The following is an 18948-nucleotide window of genomic DNA, read 5'->3' on the forward strand; positions in this document are numbered from 1 at the left end:
TTTATTTAATTTGGTTAATGTACATTTTCTAGCTTTGTGCCGATCATATCTTCCAACGCATTTTTTGCTTTCAGATAGTTAACCTCGGCAGCCAATACCAACGCTTCTGATTCTGTGGCCATAGTTTTTGAAGCGTTGTAGGCTTCAATAGATATATCGCCACGCTGATATTTTGTCTTCGCATCCGCCCCTTCGATCTTAGAATTCTGGTAAGCAAGATTTCTGATCTCCAGCTGTTTCTTCATAAGTAAAAAATCGTAGTATTTTGATTTTACTTCGGTTTCAAGCATCATTTCATACTCTTCATCCTGCGCTTTGGCTAAAGCATAGTCTGCCTTTGCACTTCTTATAACTGAAGGTTTGGAAAATAAACTACCGAGGTTTACGGCTATACCGGCCTGAAAGCCCCTGGTAACAATCTGGTTGCCGTTTACATTCCCGCCGTTGCCCGGCACAAGAGCAATGCCGTCTACATTTTCAGGGCGATAATAATATCCTGCATTCAATACATCGAATGCAGACATCTTTGCGGTTGTAAACATGTTCTTTGCTTTCTCTACCTGTGCATCATAAATTTTTACACGGGGGTAATTTTGTTTGGCCAGCTGTATATACTTTTGCAACAAACTATTATCCAGCGTTCCGATAATGGATGTCTGTGAGATCGATGTTATAGAGCATAGGAGAAATCCTATCAAAAAAATATTCTTGTTCATTTGTGTATTTTTTAAACTTTTTCTTTCTGTAATAATGCAGGAAAGGTTCTTAATAAAATTTTCATGTCCATCAGCAGGCAATTGTTTTGCGCATAATAGTTATCTAACTGTTTACGTTCCAGATCAGACATATTTGCATTTCCTCTTTTACTCACCTGCCAAAGCCCTGTAATGCCCGCCGGGCCTAAGAAGCGCATTGCAAACTCATCTGAAGTTAACTTTTCAGCTTCGTATAGCGGAAGCGGCCTGTTACCAACAATTGACATATCGCCTTTTAAAACATTGAATAACTGCGGCAGCTCGTCAATGCTGGTTTTTCTTAAGAAAGCTCCTACTTTGGTTACCCGGGGATCGTTTAAGATCTTTACGAAAGCTTCGCCGCCATTAGCTGATTCTCCGGCGTATTGATTATTGGTTTTGCTGAGATCCTGCAGCTTTTTCTCAGCATCGGTAACCATTGACCTGAACTTGTAAAAATCAAAGATCTTGTATCCAGCGCCTGCACGTTTGCTTTTGTATATAACGGCACCCTTACTTTCGAGCCTGATCAATATAGCTACCACCACAAATAAAGGAAGCAGCATGATCAACAGAGCCGAAGAAACACATATATCGAACACCCTGCTATACACACTGTTTATTTGCCAGGAAGCTTTCTTATTTTCTTCCGGCAATGCCGATGGCTTTATCAGTTTGCACCTGATGAGGAAATTGATTCTTTTCACTATGGTGCTTGTATCAAACGGATATTTATAAACATCATCAACTTTTGCACTGATCAAATACTCTTTGGAGAACTGGCATTCATTGCTGCTTAAAAGAATGATGATTGTGGAAGCGAATACAGGATTTTTCCTCATTTGCCTGATGGCGTCAATATCAGCGATGCTGTCGGTTTCAATCAAAACCACAGAGCTTATATCTAAGATGCAGCTCTGGAGCGCTTCTGAAACAAAGCTCCTGAGATGAGGGTACATTCTGATCTCACAATTATAATGCCCGCTTAATTCCTGCGATAATTGGCATAAATTTCCTTTCCCGATACACGCTATTTTATCAACGCCTATAAATTCTTTAGAAACTGGCGGAGTTAAATAATCAGTTGGCGAGTAAGTTTGAAATTTCATTTTGCAGTTTTAATGGGTTAAAGGGTTTATTGATTATTAAATTAACATGGCGAATAAGGTCAGGATCATGGTTGTCTGCATCTGAAACCTCTGTTAACACAACCAGCGGGATAGCAGATAGCATACCGCTTATTTTTATGGATTTTACAAATTCAACAGCATTGAGATAAGGTATTTGCCTGTCAAGAATGATCAGATCGGGATAATTGCCTTCAAGCAGCCAGATCATAGCCTCATAACCATTATTTTTAAGTGTCACTTTATATTTTTTTGATAAGATGATCTGTAGAAGTTTCAACATAGACGGTTCATCATCTACAACCAGTATATTTTTGTTCATTTCATCAGGTCGTTTTGCACGTGTGTATATATTTATTTGTTTTTTATTGACACATGGAATAACATCTTTAAGATTCAATATTCATTCCCGGCGGGTATAGATTCTTAATGTGTATGGCTATTTCATGCATGTATATTTTTAGTACGCCGCTTTGCGGCTGTTTGTATGATTACATGGAATTATTTCCAGTAAACTTCATTTCGCCACATAATCATGCCGGTTGGTATGCAACTTTGCTTATGGCTATTTCAGGTATTAAAAAATCTTCCTGAACGGACTGCCATGTTTTTATAAGCCCGTCTCTTCTGTCTGTTTCAGGCTCCCAGTCAAGCAGCTTTTTGGCCAGCGTTATGTCGGGCTTCCTTTGTTTAGGGTCATCCTGCGGCAAAGGCATATACATAATTTTTGAAGCGGAACCTGTAATGTTTATTATTTCCCTGGCAAAATCAAGCAGTGAAACCTCGCAGGGATTGCCGATGTTGACAGGCAAATGGTAATCTGAAAGCAGCAAACGATAAATGCCTTCAACCAAATCATCTACATAACAAAAAGACCTTGTTTGCAAACCGTCACCATATACCGTTATATCCTCATTATTTAAGATCTGCTTCATGAATGTTGGCAGAGCTCTTCCGTCATCAAGCCTCATCCTTGGCCCGTAAGTATTGAATATTCTCACGATCCTCGTTTCCACCCCGTGAAAATTATGGTAGGCCATGGTAATGGATTCCATAAACCTTTTAGCTTCATCGTACACACCACGCGGGCCGATCGGGTTGACGTTGCCCCAATAGCTTTCTGTTTGCGGATGCACAAGCGGATCGCCATATACTTCACTTGTAGATGCTACCAGGATTTTTGCTTTTTTGGTTTTCGCCAGGCCTAACAGGTTGTGTGTGCCAAGGGCGCCGGCTTTTAATGTCTGGATAGGCATTTTGAGATAATCGACAGGGCTTGCGGGTGAAGCAAAATGTAATATGCAATCTATATGCCCCGGCACATGCACATACGTTGATACATCATGATGGTAAAACATAAAATCGGGTCGGGAAAGCAGGTGTTCAATATTTCTTATTTTCCCTGTAAGCAGGTTGTCCATGCCAATTACCTGCCAGCCTTTAGTTAAAAATTTATCACATAGATGCGACCCTAAGAAACCTGCGGCTCCTGTTATCAGTACTTTCTTCTTCATGAATATTATTTTTATGAGTGATTGTTTTACGGCCGATGCTTTCATAATGGAACCCTAACTCATCCATCTTATCTGAATCATAAATATTACGGCCGTCAAATATGGTTTTAGAATGAAGCAGCGCAGATATTTTGTCAAAGTCAGGGTTACGAAACTCGCTCCACTCGGTTATAATTAAGAGTGCATCGGCATCTTCCAACGCACCATATTGATTTACCGCATACTCTATTACATTGCCAAAACGTGCGCTCAAATTCTTCATAGCTTCAGGATCATATACTCTTATGATTGCACCTGCCTGCAGTAATTTTTCAATAATGTCTATTGAAGGCGCATCGCGTATATCGTCTGTTTCCGGCTTAAAAGACAATCCCCATATAGCCAGACGGCGTCCTTTTAATTTTCCATTAAAATGATCATATACTTTATGGAACAACAATAATTTTTGTTGCTTATTCACTTCAAGCACTGACTTCAGCAGCTTAAAGTCGTACGCATGCTCTTTTGCCGTTTGATGCAATGCAAGCACATCTTTGGGAAAACAACTGCCACCATATCCGATGCCGGGAAAAAGAAATCTTTTGCCTATCCTTTCATCGCTGCCAATGCCAATGCGCACCATATCCACATTTGCATTCGTTTTTTCGCACAGGTTAGCAACTTCGTTCATGAAAGATATTTTCAGCGCTAAAAAAGAATTTGCCGCGTACTTGGTCATCTCTGCACTGCGGATGTCCATAAAATATATGGGGTTGCCCTGCCTTACGAAAGGCTGATACAAGCTTGTCATCACTTCTTTTACCTTCTCAGAATGGGTGCCTATAACTACCCTGTCTGGCTTAAGAAAATCTTCCAGGGCAACGCCTTCGCGCAAAAATTCCGGGTTGGACACTACATCAAACAATTCGCGGGGCAATTTTTTTGATAAGATTTTCATTACCTTTTCTGCAGTGCCCACAGGAACCGTACTTTTATTAACGATTATCTTATAGTCTGTAATTACATTGGACAGGCTGGCTGCCACAGACATGATATGAGCCAGATCGGCAGCTCCGTCGGCGCCCGGCGGTGTAGGCAGCGCAAGGAATATAACATCGGCATCACGCACAGCACTGTTGAGGTCTGTTGTAAAAAATATGCGCTCTTCTTTTATATTCCTGTGTAAAAGATTTTCAAGGCCTGGCTCATAAATGGGACAGATGCCATTTTTCAGGAACGAGATTTTTTCCATATTAATATCCAGGCAGGTTACCGTGTTGCCTGTTTCGGCAAAGCAGATGCCCGTTACAAGTCCCACATAGCCTGTGCCTATAATTGTTAGCTTCATTTTATTGGTTTGTTTGGTTTAGTATGCTATAATTTATTGGTTAGTAATTCTCTGGTTGACTGTTTCTTGTAGTTTTTTTGCCAATACTCTGTTGTGCGGCGCAAGCAAAAATGTTCTGTGATCTCCCGGAACGTTGTGCACACGCACGCCTCCTGCCGCAAATTTCTTCCACCCGAGGTACGCAGGATCGTCTATGTAATAAATTCTTTTTTCAACTTTAAATAAATCAATTGCAATATTCAGTGGCTGCATCACATAATCATTATACGCCTTATCATAGGCTTTTATTACTTCTTCGCCGTAGTCATACACCTTATCATCTTCGGATGTATGTGTTCTATTATTGATCTTTTGGGTGAAAATATATTTCTGGTACTTTAGCGTAGCCTGCGGATATTTAATAAAAGTTTTGGCAAAAAATAGCGCTTTACGGAATTGTCTTTTACTTTTGATAAAATATGCAGATAACTTTCCGCTTGTGCGGTTGTGGTCTTTTGCATAAGTATCCAGTATGCCCAACATAAGAATTTCTTTATTTTGCTCAAGCAATTGCCTGGCCATTTCATAAGCAATGATGCCTCCGAAAGAATAGCCCATAATGATATACGGCCCCTGTGGCTGATGTTCGCATATCTCTTGTAAATACCGCGCAGCAATGGTTTCAATACTTTTCAAATGAGTCAGGTCTCCATCGAGCCCTAAGCCTTGCAGGCCGTACAAAGGCTGATCGTCACTTAAAAAATAACTGAGCGATTTATACATTAAAATATTCAACCCGCCGGCATGTACTAAAAAAATCGGATTCTTCTTGCCTTCTTTTTTTATGGGAATAACAACCTTCTCATTTTGGGAAATTTTCTTTTCATTAATAACTTTCGATAAAGATTTTATGGTGGAGTTTTCAAAAAGTACGGATAAAGGCAGCTTTACGCCGGTCTCCTTGTTTATTTTTGTCATTCCGCGAACAGCTATCATGGAGTGCCCGCCTAATGCGAAGAAATCATCCTCTTCATCTATATCGTTTACGTGCAGTTCTTCTGCCCATATTTTTTTTATCACATCAATCAGATCATCATTACTATAGGTTTCTAACCCTGTATCTACAATAGTTTCAGGCTGATAATTTATCAAAGCCTTCCTATCAGTTTTGTTGTTGGGAGTTAAAGGAAATGCGCTCAGCGGTATCCATTCTTCAGGGATCATGTAAGCTGGTAAAAAATTGCCCAGGGTATTGCGCCAGGATATAAGCTGGCGCTTGCTTACGGGTGTTGTATCCAAATCCTGTTTGATGATATAAGCTGTTAATTGCTCCGCGTCGCCCTGATTTTTAACAACGACAGCAACATCTTTGATTTGGTGTATGTTCAGTATCTGTTGTTCAATCTCGCCCAATTCTATCCTGTGTCCCCTGATCTTTGCCTGCTGATCTATTCTTCCCAGGCAGATCAGTTCTCCAGAAGATGTATATTTACCCAGGTCTCCTGTCTTATACATTTTTCCCTGCTTACTAAACGGATTGTCTATAAATTTTTCTTCTGTCAGCTGGGGCCTGTTGTAATACCCGGCTGCAACGCCGGCGCCGCCAATGCAGATCTCACCTACTTCTGCGGGTTTAACAAGTTCACCTCCTTTTAGGAGGTAAATGTTTGTATTTAAAATAGGATGGCCTATTGATACCACTTCATCGGCTTTATTGATCTTAGCCACTGTTGACCAAATAGTAGTTTCGGTAGGCCCATACATATTGTATACCGATGCAGAACGATCGCATAATTTATGGGCCAGATCTTTTGGCAAAGCCTCTCCACCGCACAAAATTGTTACAGGCAATTGCTCATTCCATCCGGCTTCCATCATTAATTTATAGGTTGAAGGAGTTGCCTGCATCAGGTTAATACGTTTATTGATGAGGCAATCTGTTAACAAACCTCCGTCTTTTACAGTTTCCGCATCTGCAAGGATGAGTGTACTTCCGCTGATTAATGGCAAGAATATTTCGAGACCGGAAATATCAAATGAAACGGTGGTTACAGACAATAATCGCGTTGCAGGATCCGGCCTGAACATCTCTTGCATTGATAATAGAAAATTCAAAAGATTTTCCTGCGTGATCATTACACCTTTTGGCTTTCCTGTAGACCCCGATGTATAAAGGATATATGCCAGATCATCCTGACGTGTTTGTAGAGTGGCTTTTTGAACAGGTAAATAGTTCTCTATTGCCAGATCTTCTATAATTACCTGTACGGAATTCGTTCTGAAATTTTCAGCATATTTCTGATTGACAATTATATACTTTGTATCGGCATCGTCAAGCATAAACTTAATGCGCTCGGCAGGGAAAGCAGGATCAAGCGGAAGATAAGTTGCGCCACATTTTAAAACCGCTAATAAGGAAATAACCAATTCACTGCTCCTGTCAAGTAAAATACCAATAATATCTCCTTGTTGCACACCTTTGTCTGTAAGCATTGCAGCGTATATATCCGCCAGATAGTTTAATTGTTGATACGATATCCTTTGTTCCATAAATTCCAGGGCCGTATGTTCAGGATACTTTACGGCAGCATCTTCAAACATTTCAATTATGGTTGTATCAGGCAGTTGTTTACAATTAACACCTGTATCATCCGCTTTTTTCTTACAATTGGATAGCTGATACACATCAATCAATGCATCGTCTTTTTCACCTATCTGCCTTAGCAGATCAACGAAATTCTCCATCCAGTTTTTTATAGTTGCTTCTTTAAACAAAGCGGTATTATAGTTCCACTGGAATATGTATCTGCCCTTGCTGCCGGTTACATTCAGGAAAATTTCAAATGACTCGGAAACCCTTTCGTTGTAAATTATACTATGTTCAATTTGTTTGAATGAAACGTTGGTATCCATCCCGATATCCACGTTGAAACTTAATGGCACCAAGGGTATCCTGGAACTGTCTCTCTGAATATTTATTTTCTTTAATAAAGTGCCGAAAGTAAAACGCTGATGATCATAATCATTCAATCCTTCCGATTTACGTTGTTTTAGATACACATTAAATGGCAAGGAGCCGCCAGGATTGCTTCTGATGGGAAGCAGGTTAACACAATGCCCTATCAAATTAAAATTGTCCGTAGCAGCCTGATCTGCCACGGGTACACCGATTACAATATCGGATTGACCGGTCAATTTATACAACAGCACTTCAAAAGCGCTCATTAAAGTATTCACCAAACTGCTGTTATTTTTTGCAGCCACTTTTTTAATTTGCGAAGCGACAGCCTCGTCCAGTGAGTGATCATATCTTCTGCAGCTGTATGATCGTGCAGCACCACGCTGAAAGTCAGCAGGCAGCTCAAATGCGGGGAGGTTATTCTTGTATTTTTTTATCCAGTAATTTTCAATTTCATTATACGCTTGCGACTGCATGAAAGCACTATAGGCTTCGGCGTAATCGCTGAATTGCAAAGGCAGGGCAGGCATAGCCGCGTTATCATAAGCAGCATTATAAACGGCACATATATCTTCCAGCAGAATACCCATAGACCATCCGTCACAAATTACATGGTGTGCATTGATGTGCAATAATCCTTCATAGTTGTTTGTTTTAAACAAACCGAATTTTATCAGCGGGCCATTCAACAGGTCAAAGGCTGTGGCGGCTTCCTGTTTACTATATGCTTCAATCACATTTTTTTGTTCATCGGCAGAGAGACCGGCTAAATCGGAGTATTTTAAAGGGATAGCTACATTTTCATAAATTATCATTTTAGTGCCGTCTGCGTTAAACGAAGCTCGCAGCGCTTCATGCCTTTGCACAACCATTTTTAAAGCATCGTTTAAAAACGTAAAATTGATTGTCCCTTTTAATTGCAGGGAGACAGATTCGTTGTAGGCCAGATTAGCTTCTTCTCCGCCAAGTATGCAGGAAACCAGTATTTCCTGCTGAGGTTCGGTGGTGGGCACCACTTTCTCTATTGCTGGGCCGCAGAACGGATCATAGTCTATTGATCTTTGCAAAGTGTACATTTTATTCTAATAATATTTTTGATAATTTCCGGAATGCTATTCATCATCAATCAACATGTACTTCCCTGTTGATATATCTTGCAGAAACCAGGCAGGGTTGCCTTCCTTGTCTTTACCCAACCTTGCACCGGAAACAGGGGGATCTATATTGATAAAACTTTTTGTGGTCTTTTTCGTATAAGGTATAAATCCTGCATGGCACAATTCTTTTATACTTTCTTCAAATGCCGTTATTATCTTATCTATATCCTGTGCGGTATGTGCAGTTGTAAGGAAACAGGGAAAGCCATCCCAGATATGAATATTTCTAAACCGCATTGAAGAGAACAACAGTTCACTGTAAGGATATTCTTCCCTGAACTTAATTTTCCATAAAGAAGAGAAGTGAACAACGTAGACAGGAACTCCATATTTTTTACAGATCGTATTTAGCCTGATAGACAATTCGGAGGTTTTCACATTAAGGCTTTCCTGCAATTTGCCACCCGTTTGTTTTAAATAATTTAATGAAGCAAGCGCAGTAGAAAGCGCCAGCGGATGGCGAACAAATGTGCCGGCAAAATAAGTGACGCCTACTTCAGGAACAGAACCGTCTTCGTACTGCCAGTAACCGCCATCCAATGCGTCCAAGTATTTTTTATCTCCGGCTATAACGCCGACAGGCAAACCACCGCCTACCACTTTTCCATAAACAGCAATATCTGCCCGGATACCAAACATAGCCTGGAAGCCGCCATTGTGTGCCCTGAAGCCGGTGATGACCTCATCAAAAATCAGCGGTACTTCATTCGCTTGTGTCAACGCTCGCAATGCCCTCAAAAATTCAAGCGGAACAAATTCAGGACGCCTGCTTTGTACCGGCTCCACTAAAACACCGGCTATTTCATGGATTCTTTCCCTGATGATCTGTAATGATGCTGCGGTACCGTAATCAAGTATCAGCATATTCTGCACATTGCTGTTCAATATGCCGGACGCGGCCGCAAATGTTTGTAATTTCTTTGTTCCTCTTACCAGCACTTCATCATTAATACCATGATAAGAACCGGTAAAAGCAACTATTAATGCTTTATTTGTAATACTTCGTGCGATGCGCATAGCGCCCAACACCGCTTCTGAGCCCGTATTGCACAAAGCCGCTCTGTTAAAGCCTGTAAGCTCGCAAACAAGTTTGCAGACACTGCCGGCCAAAGCATGTTGCGGGCCAATCTCATAACCGTTCTCTACCTGGGAAAGCAGGGCTTTTTTTAAAACGGGTGACTGGTAACCCAAAAAATTAGAGCCAAAGCCATTCAATGCATCAATGTATTGATTACCATCAACATCCCATAAATATGCGCCGGCTGATTTTTTTATAACAATTGAATAAATCATTTCTTTTGTAAGTGGCTTAAATCCTGAAACCACGCGCGGATCAGCCATACAGCTTCTGTAGTACTGTGTGTATTCCTTACTTCCGGCAGTTTTTTTATTGTATTGCTCAATAAAATTTGTGAGATATTCTTTTTGCTGGGCGGTAATACCGGTTATTGTTTTTTCAATGCGCGCTGTTGCACCAAAAGGTTTTTTCAGCTCAGTTATCTCTTCAGGAGAAATATACACGGCCGGCTCTGCTTGAGTAACCGGTGATATTGATGTTTCACCCGGCTGAGGTTGGGGAGCGCTTTTCTCACTTAATAATGAGACCTGTTGAGCGAGCTGCTGCAATTGTTGTTGTATCAGTTCTAAAGGGCCTGTATTTTCCGTACGAGCTTGATGCGATATAGATCCCTCGTTATCACTATTTATTTTTACTTCCTGCTGATAAGCTGACGGCGAAAGATTTTCATCAAGATAAACGGCGAGCTTTTCAATGCTGTCGTAGCTTTCATTAAGCTGGCGGAAAGTTACCGGCAGTTGAAACTCTTTCTTAACGGAGGATGCAATTTGCGTGAGCAACAAGGAGTCGAGCCCCAATTGCATAAAACTACTGTGCACATCGTTATCAGTAATATCTATTCCTGACGCCGATTCGAAAATTTCTTTGATCTTTTCAATCAGTATATCTTTCCTTTCCATAGTGATTACATGAGGTACTTGTTTGTTTTTAGAAATTTGCTTAAATCCTTCAGGTGACCTGGAAGCCTGGTTGCATATAGTCTTCGGCGGATCTACCCAATGTCTTTTTTTATTAAAAGCATAAGTGGGCACATCATGAAGCAGGTTATAGTTTGTATGTTGGTATACTGCCCGCCAGTTGATATGTACACCTGAAGACCATAATTCACCAAGTGCTGACTGAACACTTACAATTTCATTTTCAGCATTATCGTTCATATCCAGAGCGCTGAACGCTCTTGCACGAATATCCCGATCATGCTGCTTTGCCAAGGTTGCTGCGGTTGTTCCCGGGCCAAGTTCAAGATATACCGGTTGCCATTCTGCCTCAAGTGTTTGTATAGCTTTTGAAAAGTTTACACAGCTTCTCACATGCGCTGCCCAATACACAGGATCCATAGCTTCTTCGTCTTTTAGCCATGTACCTGTAACCGTTGAAACTACCGGTATGTAAGGCTTGGACAATGTAATGCTGCGTACAACCTCAAAAAGAGGATCCACAGCTGGAGCCATCATAGTGGAGTGAAATGCATGACTTGTATGCAAAATATTATGGGCAATATTTCTTTGGCTTAGCTGTTCTGCAAAAGATTTTACCTGGTCAGCATCGCCCGAAAGAACACATAATTGCGGTGCGTTGACAGCAGCAACGGAAAGCTGTTCAGGCAAAAAATCTTTTACACTTTCTGCTGACGCCCTTACTGACAACATCAATCCTGCAGGGAGTGCACTGATTATTTTTCCGCGGCAGGAGATGATCTTCAACACATCTTTTAAAGAAAAAACACCGGCCAGATGTGCAGCTACAAATTCACCGACACTATGGCCAACCAGCGCTTTCGGTTCTATCTCCCAACTTACAAACTGCCGGGCAAGCGCGTAGGAAATGGTAAAAATAGCCGCTTGCGCATACTTGGTATTTTTGAGTTTTTCTTTTTGCTCTTGCGTTTCTTCTTGAGAAAAAATAACGTCTCTGATGTCCTCACCTGTTTCTTCCAATAAAATGTAGGCACATTCATCAACAGCATTTCTGAAAACAGGCAGCTGATGATACAATGCTTTGCCCATATTCAGGTACTGGCTGCCCTGACCGGGGAACATAAATACGATCTTGCTGTCTTTACTGTGTATTTTGTGAATGCGTGAAACCAATTTTTCTTTATGGCTCAGTTGCACTACCAGATCTTTCATGTCAGATGCAACTAAATAGGAACGTACAGGAAAATCATCGCGTGCAATGTTTAATGTATATGCCACATCTTCTATCTTCTCATGCACATGCTCTTTAGCATATTGCAATAATTTTTCAAAATACAGTTGTAGGCTGTCTGCATTGGCAGCGGAAAATTTAATGATCGCCGGTTGGTTAAGCGTTGTACTTTTGATGACAGTATTATTATAGTCCTTCAGAATCACATGCACATTCGTGCCGCCGACGCCAAAGGAGCTTACGCCTGCAATCCTGGCTCCATCACAGTTCCATTCAGTGAGCTGATGATTAACAACAAAAGGACTTTTCGAAAAATCAATTACCGGGTTAGGCGCTGAATAGTTTATAGAAGCAGGAATTTTTTTATGATGTAAAGCCAATGCTGTTTTAATAAAACCTGCTACACCTGCTGCATGAGTAAGGTGCCCTACATTACTTTTTAAAGAGCCGATAGCGCAGTATTGTGTTTTGCGTTGTTCTCCAAAAGCCATCTTCATTCCTTCAAACTCAATAGGATCGCCAATCGGCGTAGCTGTTCCATGTGTTTCAATATAGCTGATTTGCGAGGGATGTACCTGTGCGTTTTCCATAGCCATCTTAATAGCAGCCGCCTGCCCTTCTGCATTTGGCGCCATAAAGCTGCCCTTATTACCACCATCATTACAGATACCCACCCCTTTAATAACCGCGTAAATTGTATCCCCGTCGCGTTCAGCGTCTGCCAATGGTTTCAGCAGAACAGCGCCTGCGCCATCGCTGAAAACAGTACCGGCCGCGTTCTTATCAAACGGCCTGGAGTGGCCGTCAGCGCTGAATATAGAACCGTCTTCGTAAACATGGCCTACCTGTACGGGCACATGAATGGATACTCCTCCTGCAATAGCGATCGTGCATTGTCCTGCTCTCAGGCTTTCTACAGCCTGTGCAATAGCAAGCAGGGAAGTTGAGCAAGCAGAGTTTACATTCACAGAAGGGCCGGTGAGGTTCAGGTGATACGAGATACGCATACCGATGTAATCTTTATCTGAAACAGAGGCCGCATTAAAGTATCCTACCTTGTTAATTTTATCTTTGTGATGAATCACATTGTTGTGGAAATAAGTATTGGTGCCGCATCCGGCGAATACACCTGTTACCTCCTCTTTAGCCGGCTGTAAATACCCGGTTTTCTCCAACAAATTTCGACAAACTTCCAAGAATATTCTTTGCTGAGGATCCATCAGCTCAGCGAGCTTAGGATTTATATTAAAGAAATCAGCATCGAATTGATCAACATCTTTGAGAATACCGCGCGCTTTTATATAAGCCGGATCATTTTTTATGCTTTCATCAACTGAGCTGTCAATTTCGTCACTATCAAAAAAAGAAACCGTTTCTTTCCCGCTTTTTAAAACATGCCAAAACTCGCTGATAGAGCCGGCCCCGGGGAAATTGCATTCCATTCCTATAACCGCTATGTCTTTATTCTTACCGGGTTCTTTGTTTGCCATACAATTAGCGAGTTTGCCTTTTTCTCCATGCAGGTAACCGGATAATTGAGAGACCGTAGGATACTGATATACTATTGTGACCGGGAGGTCATATGAATATTCTTGCTGAAGAGAAGAGGCAAGCCTTTGGGCCAGTAAAGAATTACCGCCATTTTCGAAAAAGTTATCATCTATACCTACAGTCGCAGTTTTTAAAACTGCTGACCAGGCAGAAGCAATATTTTTTTGTATTTCAGTCTCAGGCCTTTTAAACAGATCCTTACGTATATTGTGTTTGGCTGAAAGCGATAATAGTTTCTTCCTGTCAACTTTTCCGTTTGGATTGATTGGGAAAATAGTCATGAAAATAAACTGATCAGGCACCATGAATTCCGGCAGCGATTTTTTCAAACCGGCTTTAATAGTTTCAAGTTTATCGCGGTCGCCCTGATCTTTTAATACAACATAAGCAACCAGCCTTTTATTGTCCGCATCCGCTTCATCCGTCAAAACCACCGCATGCCTGATGTATTGATCTTGCATTAATCTATATTCTATCTCTCCTAACTCAATCCTGTAGCCGCGCAGCTTTACCTGGTTGTCCATCCTCCCGGCATAATCAATTTTTCCATCTTTCCTCCATCTGCCCAGATCGCCGCTTTTATACATTTTTGCATCTTTGTCATTAGCAAACGGATCTTGCAGGAATCTCTCGGCTGTTAATGACTCATTGTGGAGATAACCTTTTGAAACACCTTTGCCGCCAATGTATATTTCCCCAACTTCTCCTGCTTCAAGCTTTTCTTTTTTATCGTTTAATATATAAACCGGTGTGTCAATGGCAGGTTTGCCGATCGTAATATCATCCGCTGAAAAGATCTGCGTAAGAATACAGATCACTGTGGTCTCTGTTGGGCCGTACACATTGTATAAAGCTGAACACCTTTGTAAAAGCTCCGCGGCCAGCTTCTGTGGCAATACTTCACCTGCAGAAATAATAGTTGCTGGCAGCTTATCTTTCCAGCCTGCGTGCAACATTAGCTGGTAAGTAACAGGCGTTGCCAACATAATGGTAGCGTTATTCTCAACGAAAGTTTGCAATAACTGCTTTCCGTCTTTTGCCGTGTCGTTGTCCGTTAATATCAACGCTGCTCCGCGCGATAAAGAAAGAAAAATATCAAAGCAGGAAGCATCAAACGATATGCTTGAAACTGATAAGAATTTATCCGAGGCATTGATGCGAAAAACCCTTTGCATGCCTTTTAAGAAATGTACTATATTACCATGGGTTACCATTACACCTTTTGGAATACCCGTGGACCCTGATGTATAAATTACGTATGCAAGGTCTTCCGAACCGATGGATACATGCGGGTTCCCGGCGATTTCAGATTTTTCCTGTAATATTTCTTCTATTAAAATTTTCTCTCCGCACGCACAAGCCACTTCCAGTTCTTTGGAAGTGAGCAGGAATTTTGCAGAAGCATCTTTCAGCATCAGTTGAATCCTTTCTTCCGGGTAAAAAGGGTCAATGGGAAGATAGGCTGCACCGCATTTCAATATCCCTATAATTGAAAAGATCAATTCAGGCCCGCGATCGAGGTATACCGCAACAATATCGCCTTTTTTAATATTTTTGGTAATCAGGGAATGGCTTATACTATTTGCTTTTGCATCCAGTTCTGCGTAAGAATAACTTTTGTCCTTAAAAGTTATAGCTTTGCTATCTTTGAAGATATTTACAGTTTGAGAAAACTGGTATAGAAAACTATTAACACAGTACATTTCCATAATGATTTCACTATTTATTGTTGCATCAACGAATCGGGCAGCGATCTGCAACTTCTTCCGTTGACAATGCGAAAGTAGATTTTAATAAAACTGCTCCTTATCGCAAATATTAGTGACAAGCCCTTTCCGTAGTACAGGAGAGAACTATATACCTTTAGCCGGCAATAAATAACTGAAGCTATGCACACGCCTCTTCATAATTTCTTTGTCATGCAGAATAATGTTGTAGAAAGCAGGCATAAAAAACAAGTCACTTATATTAACAAGCTGCTGCGCAGGCTGGGCTTCTGGCATCAGTTAACGCCCGTATTGAATCCCATGGTAGAAATGAGTACGATTGAACATCGGATTAATTTCTACCATTTATTAGTAAGTGTAATAGAAAATAATATAGAAGGCGAAATAGTAGAACTTGGAAGCTTTACAGGGCAATGCGGCATCTTTTTCAAGAAAACCTGCAATATGCATAAATCTGCCAAAACATTACACCTGTACGATAGCTTCGAAATAAAGTTTGGCCATAAAAAAAATATAGAACAGGAATTAATTGATAATTTTATGAAAAACAATTTAGAGCTGCCTGTTATCCATAAAGGCAATTTTAATAAAACAATACCGCATCAGCTGCCGGAAAAAATAGCCTTTGCTCATATTGATTGTGGGTTTGGAGGAGATAAGAACGAGCATAAACAAATCATGCTATTTTGCCTGAGACATATATATAACCGATTAAGCAAAGGAGGGATATGCATGCTAATGGACTACCACGATGCGCATTTGTACGATCCCGGCATTGATTGCAATCCCGGTGTAAAACTGGCCTGTGATGATTTTTTTGCAGATAAACCCGAGAGCGTTATTTCTTTGTATGCCAATCAAGCCTCGCACGGGTATTTTAAAAAGATATAAGGTAGCGCATCTCACCAGTTTTATTATATTTATATAATTTTACTGTATGAGCCAGGATTTAATATCGCAGATAGCATTGAGCATTACTCCTAACATCGGATCGGTGCGGGCAAAAGCCCTTGTGGAACATTTTGGCAGCGCTGAAAATGTATTTGCTGCATCTAAACAGGATATACTTTCTTTAGAAAACTTCGGCGCCACACACTACAATGCCATCAAAAAATTTGATGATTATACAACCGTTGACAAAGAGATCGCTTTTATTGAAAAATATAAGATACAGCCACTGTTCATAGGAGATAAAAATTACCCGCAAAGATTGCGCGAATGTTATGATCCGCCCACCATGCTGTATTACAAAGGCAATGCAGACCTTAACCACAGTAAGGTGATCAGTATAGTAGGCACGCGGTCATACACTGCGTACGGGAAAGAAACCACCGAAAAAATTATTGAAGAACTGGCAGGCCGGAACATACTGGTAGTGAGCGGGCTGGCCATAGGCATAGACATCATTGCGCACAAAGAGGCTTTGAAAAACGGCCTGCCGACAGTGGGCGTTATGGGCAATGGATTAAAAACAATTTATCCGCCAAACCACAAAGCCACCGCCGCAGAGATGATTACACATGGCGGCGTGCTTACTGAACTTTTGCACGATACCAAGCCGGATAAACACAATTTCCCCAAAAGAAACCGTATAGTTGCCGGTATGTCAGATGCCACTATCGTTGTAGAAACCGCTATAAAAGGCGGCAGCATGATCACAGCCGAAATAGCCAACAACTACAACCGCGATGTGTTTGCCATACCGGGCAGGCTGGGTGATGAAAAAAGCGAGGGCTGCAATTACCTCATACAAAACAACAAAGCTTTTTTGTTTCATTCAATCAAAGACTTCTTGTTTATGATGGGCTGGAATGAACAAAGTAAAACGCCGAAAAAGCAGATGCAATTGTTTTACGACCTGTCGGAGGATGAGAAAAAGATCGTATCCATCCTGAAACAGAAAGAACAGACGCATATAGACGAGATAGCCATTACTTCGGGTTTCAGCGCCAGTAAGCTTGCCGCTACCATGCTGCAGCTGGAACTGCAAAACATTATAAAAGCACTGCCAGGCAAAATGTACGCGCTCGCTTAAAATAATCTTTTTGGACACTAAAACACTGTGGTTCTCGGTGCAGAACGAATGTAAAATATTGTAAAATTTTATTTTTTTCTGAACTTTTTACATGAGATTTGGTGATTAATTTTTAAGTTGTATCTTCCGCATGTAAAATAAAGGAGGTGTGGTATGATGGATAATTTCGATTTTGAAGATAATTATTTCCCGTCAATGGATGAGCTGCTTGTACGCTATGAAAAAATACGGAACGGTGAGCCTTTGCAATATCTGGAAGAAGAAGATTACCTGAACTTAATAGAATATTTTGACGATAATGAAAATGTTGACAATGCTGTTGAAGCCATTGGCATCGGGCTTTCTTATTTTCCTTTTTCATCTGCCTTGCTTATAAAAAAAGCTGACTTTGAAATAGCCGAAAAGAAATACCTGAAAGCGTTGCGTACACTGGAGCTATCTGAGATCTACAACAGGAACGACATTAATTTATACATCCTGAAAATTGATGCCTACCTGGCATTGCGCGATTTTGAAAAAGCCAATGCTGCTTTTAATGAAGCTGTCTCTATGTTTGAAGGTGAAGAGGCAATTGATCTTTTACTGGAGCTCACCGATCTGTACGACGATTATGATGAGTTTGATAAAGTTTTCGATTCGCTGAAACTGGTATTGAAGCTTGACCCGCAAAACCAGGAAGCTTTATACAAGATCTGCTTCTGGACAGAATTCCTGGGGCGCAATGAAGAAAGTATCCGCATACACGAACAGATCATTGATCAATATCCATACAATGAAATTGCATGGTTTAACCTGGCAGCAGCATACCAGGGGCTGAAGCTGTATGAAAAAGCAATTGACAAATACCTGTATGCCATAGCCATCAACGATAAGTTTGACTATGCATACCGCAACCTTGGCGATGCATACATGCGCCTGCGCAAATACAAGCAAGCTATAGAGGTTTTAGAGAAATTGCTTGAACTCTCCCGCTCTGAAGATGTGATACATGAAGCCATCGGCTATTGCTATCATAAACTTGAGAACTATGACAAAGCCAGGATGCACTACGTGGAAGCGCTGAACCTGAACCCTGACGACACCAAGCTTTCCTATAAAATTGCGCTTACCTATATGAATGAACGGCAATGGCACAAAGCTGAAAAAGCAATGGAGAATGCTATTGGCGCCAAAAAGATCTTTCCTGAAATGCACCTGGCCATGGGTGAATGCAAATTCCAGCTGGGCGCTTACATTGATGCTATACATCACTTTGGCATAGTTGTAAAAAGCCGCCCTAAAAATGCTGGCGCCTGGGAAGCGCTGATCAGAAGCCTGTACTTTTCCAACAACCTGGAAGAAGCTATCGTGCAGTCTGAGAATGCGTTTGAGTTTACTGACGGCAAGCACCTGTTCCTGTATTACAAAGCTTTTGCCTTGTTTGCTATGGGCAAACAAAAAGAAGCAGCCTGCTGCCTGGAAATGGCGCTGAGCAAGGATCCTAAAGCTTTTAAAAAGATAGTAGACATCAATCCTCTGCTGTTGCAGAACAGCGCTATTATAGAACTGCTTTCACGCTATCCTGTAAGCAAGAAAAATACAAGGAAAAGAAATTGATCTATGCCGCAGCGGA

10 protein-coding genes are annotated in these 18948 nt (G+C 41.1%); 3 read left to right on the top strand and 7 right to left on the bottom strand.

Translation table 11 applies throughout. The annotated features are described in order from the left end of the window. Positions 1–14: 14 nt before the first annotated feature. The 7 genes from OD355_RS06655 to OD355_RS06685 all read right to left on the bottom strand — a co-directional run bounded on the left by OD355_RS06655 (position 15) and on the right by OD355_RS06685 (position 15283). Complete coding sequence (locus tag OD355_RS06655; RefSeq protein WP_263037676.1) at positions 15–716, bottom strand: TolC family protein; 702 nt, start codon at positions 714–716, stop codon at positions 15–17. An 11-nt stretch (positions 717–727) separates the two neighbouring features. Beyond that, a complete protein-coding gene (locus OD355_RS06660; protein WP_263037677.1) occupies positions 728–1843 on the bottom strand; it encodes a sugar transferase in 1116 nt (371 codons plus the stop codon). After that, a complete protein-coding gene (locus OD355_RS06665; protein WP_263037678.1) occupies positions 1815–2183 on the bottom strand; it encodes a response regulator in 369 nt (122 codons plus the stop codon). The genes OD355_RS06660 and OD355_RS06665 overlap by 29 nt, the downstream gene beginning before the upstream one ends. A 211-nt stretch (positions 2184–2394) precedes the next feature. Further along, a complete protein-coding gene (locus OD355_RS06670; RefSeq protein WP_263037679.1) occupies positions 2395–3375 on the bottom strand; it encodes a UDP-glucuronic acid decarboxylase family protein in 981 nt (326 codons plus the stop codon). Next, positions 3317–4702, bottom strand: a complete 1386-nt coding sequence (locus OD355_RS06675) for a UDP-glucose dehydrogenase family protein (protein ID WP_263037680.1) — start codon at positions 4700–4702, stop codon at positions 3317–3319. The genes OD355_RS06670 and OD355_RS06675 overlap by 59 nt, the downstream gene beginning before the upstream one ends. Before the next feature lie 33 nt (positions 4703–4735). Next, the gene (locus OD355_RS06680) at positions 4736–8716 is read right to left on the bottom strand and encodes a non-ribosomal peptide synthetase (protein WP_263037681.1); all 3981 of its coding nucleotides are present in this window, start codon (positions 8714–8716) and stop codon (positions 4736–4738) included. A 36-nt stretch (positions 8717–8752) separates the two neighbouring features. After that, on the bottom strand, positions 8753–15283 hold the full coding sequence (locus tag OD355_RS06685) for a polyketide synthase (protein WP_263037682.1): 6531 nt from the start codon (positions 15281–15283) through the stop codon (positions 8753–8755). 210 nt (positions 15284–15493) lie between these two features. On the opposite strand from OD355_RS06685, the gene OD355_RS06690 reads away from it, so the two are divergent. The 3 genes from OD355_RS06690 to OD355_RS06700 all read left to right on the top strand — a co-directional run bounded on the left by OD355_RS06690 (position 15494) and on the right by OD355_RS06700 (position 18932). Next, positions 15494–16192: a TylF/MycF family methyltransferase gene (locus tag OD355_RS06690; protein WP_263037683.1), complete on the top strand. Its 699-nt coding sequence runs from the start codon at positions 15494–15496 to the stop codon at positions 16190–16192. Between the two features lie 46 nt (positions 16193–16238). Further along, complete coding sequence (gene dprA / locus OD355_RS06695) at positions 16239–17336, top strand: DNA-processing protein DprA (protein ID WP_263037684.1); 1098 nt, start codon at positions 16239–16241, stop codon at positions 17334–17336. A gap of 153 nt (positions 17337–17489) precedes the next feature. Then, a complete protein-coding gene (locus OD355_RS06700; RefSeq protein WP_263037685.1) occupies positions 17490–18932 on the top strand; it encodes a tetratricopeptide repeat protein in 1443 nt (480 codons plus the stop codon). The last annotated feature ends 16 nt before the right edge of the window (positions 18933–18948 follow it).

The organism is Haoranjiania flava (assembly GCF_025631005.1).
GTDB classification, from domain to species: Bacteria; Bacteroidota; Bacteroidia; order Chitinophagales; family Chitinophagaceae; genus Haoranjiania; species Haoranjiania flava.

Excerpts from the sequence above, each read along its gene's own strand:
- OD355_RS06655 (WP_263037676.1), bottom strand. The coding sequence starts at position 716 with ATGAACAAGAATATTTTTTTGATAGGATTTCTCCTATGCTCTATAACA.
- OD355_RS06660 (WP_263037677.1), bottom strand. The coding sequence starts at position 1,843 with ATGAAATTTCAAACTTACTCGCCAACTGATTATTTAACTCCGCCAGTT.
- OD355_RS06665 (WP_263037678.1), bottom strand. The coding sequence starts at position 2,183 with ATGAACAAAAATATACTGGTTGTAGATGATGAACCGTCTATGTTGAAA.
- OD355_RS06670 (WP_263037679.1), bottom strand. The coding sequence starts at position 3,375 with ATGAAGAAGAAAGTACTGATAACAGGAGCCGCAGGTTTCTTAGGGTCG.
- OD355_RS06675 (WP_263037680.1), bottom strand. The coding sequence starts at position 4,702 with ATGAAGCTAACAATTATAGGCACAGGCTATGTGGGACTTGTAACGGGC.
- OD355_RS06680 (WP_263037681.1), bottom strand. The coding sequence starts at position 8,716 with ATGTACACTTTGCAAAGATCAATAGACTATGATCCGTTCTGCGGCCCA.
- OD355_RS06685 (WP_263037682.1), bottom strand. The coding sequence starts at position 15,283 with ATGGAAATGTACTGTGTTAATAGTTTTCTATACCAGTTTTCTCAAACT.
- OD355_RS06690 (WP_263037683.1), top strand. The coding sequence starts at position 15,494 with ATGCAGAATAATGTTGTAGAAAGCAGGCATAAAAAACAAGTCACTTAT.
- dprA (WP_263037684.1), top strand. The coding sequence starts at position 16,239 with ATGAGCCAGGATTTAATATCGCAGATAGCATTGAGCATTACTCCTAAC.
- OD355_RS06700 (WP_263037685.1), top strand. The coding sequence starts at position 17,490 with ATGATGGATAATTTCGATTTTGAAGATAATTATTTCCCGTCAATGGAT.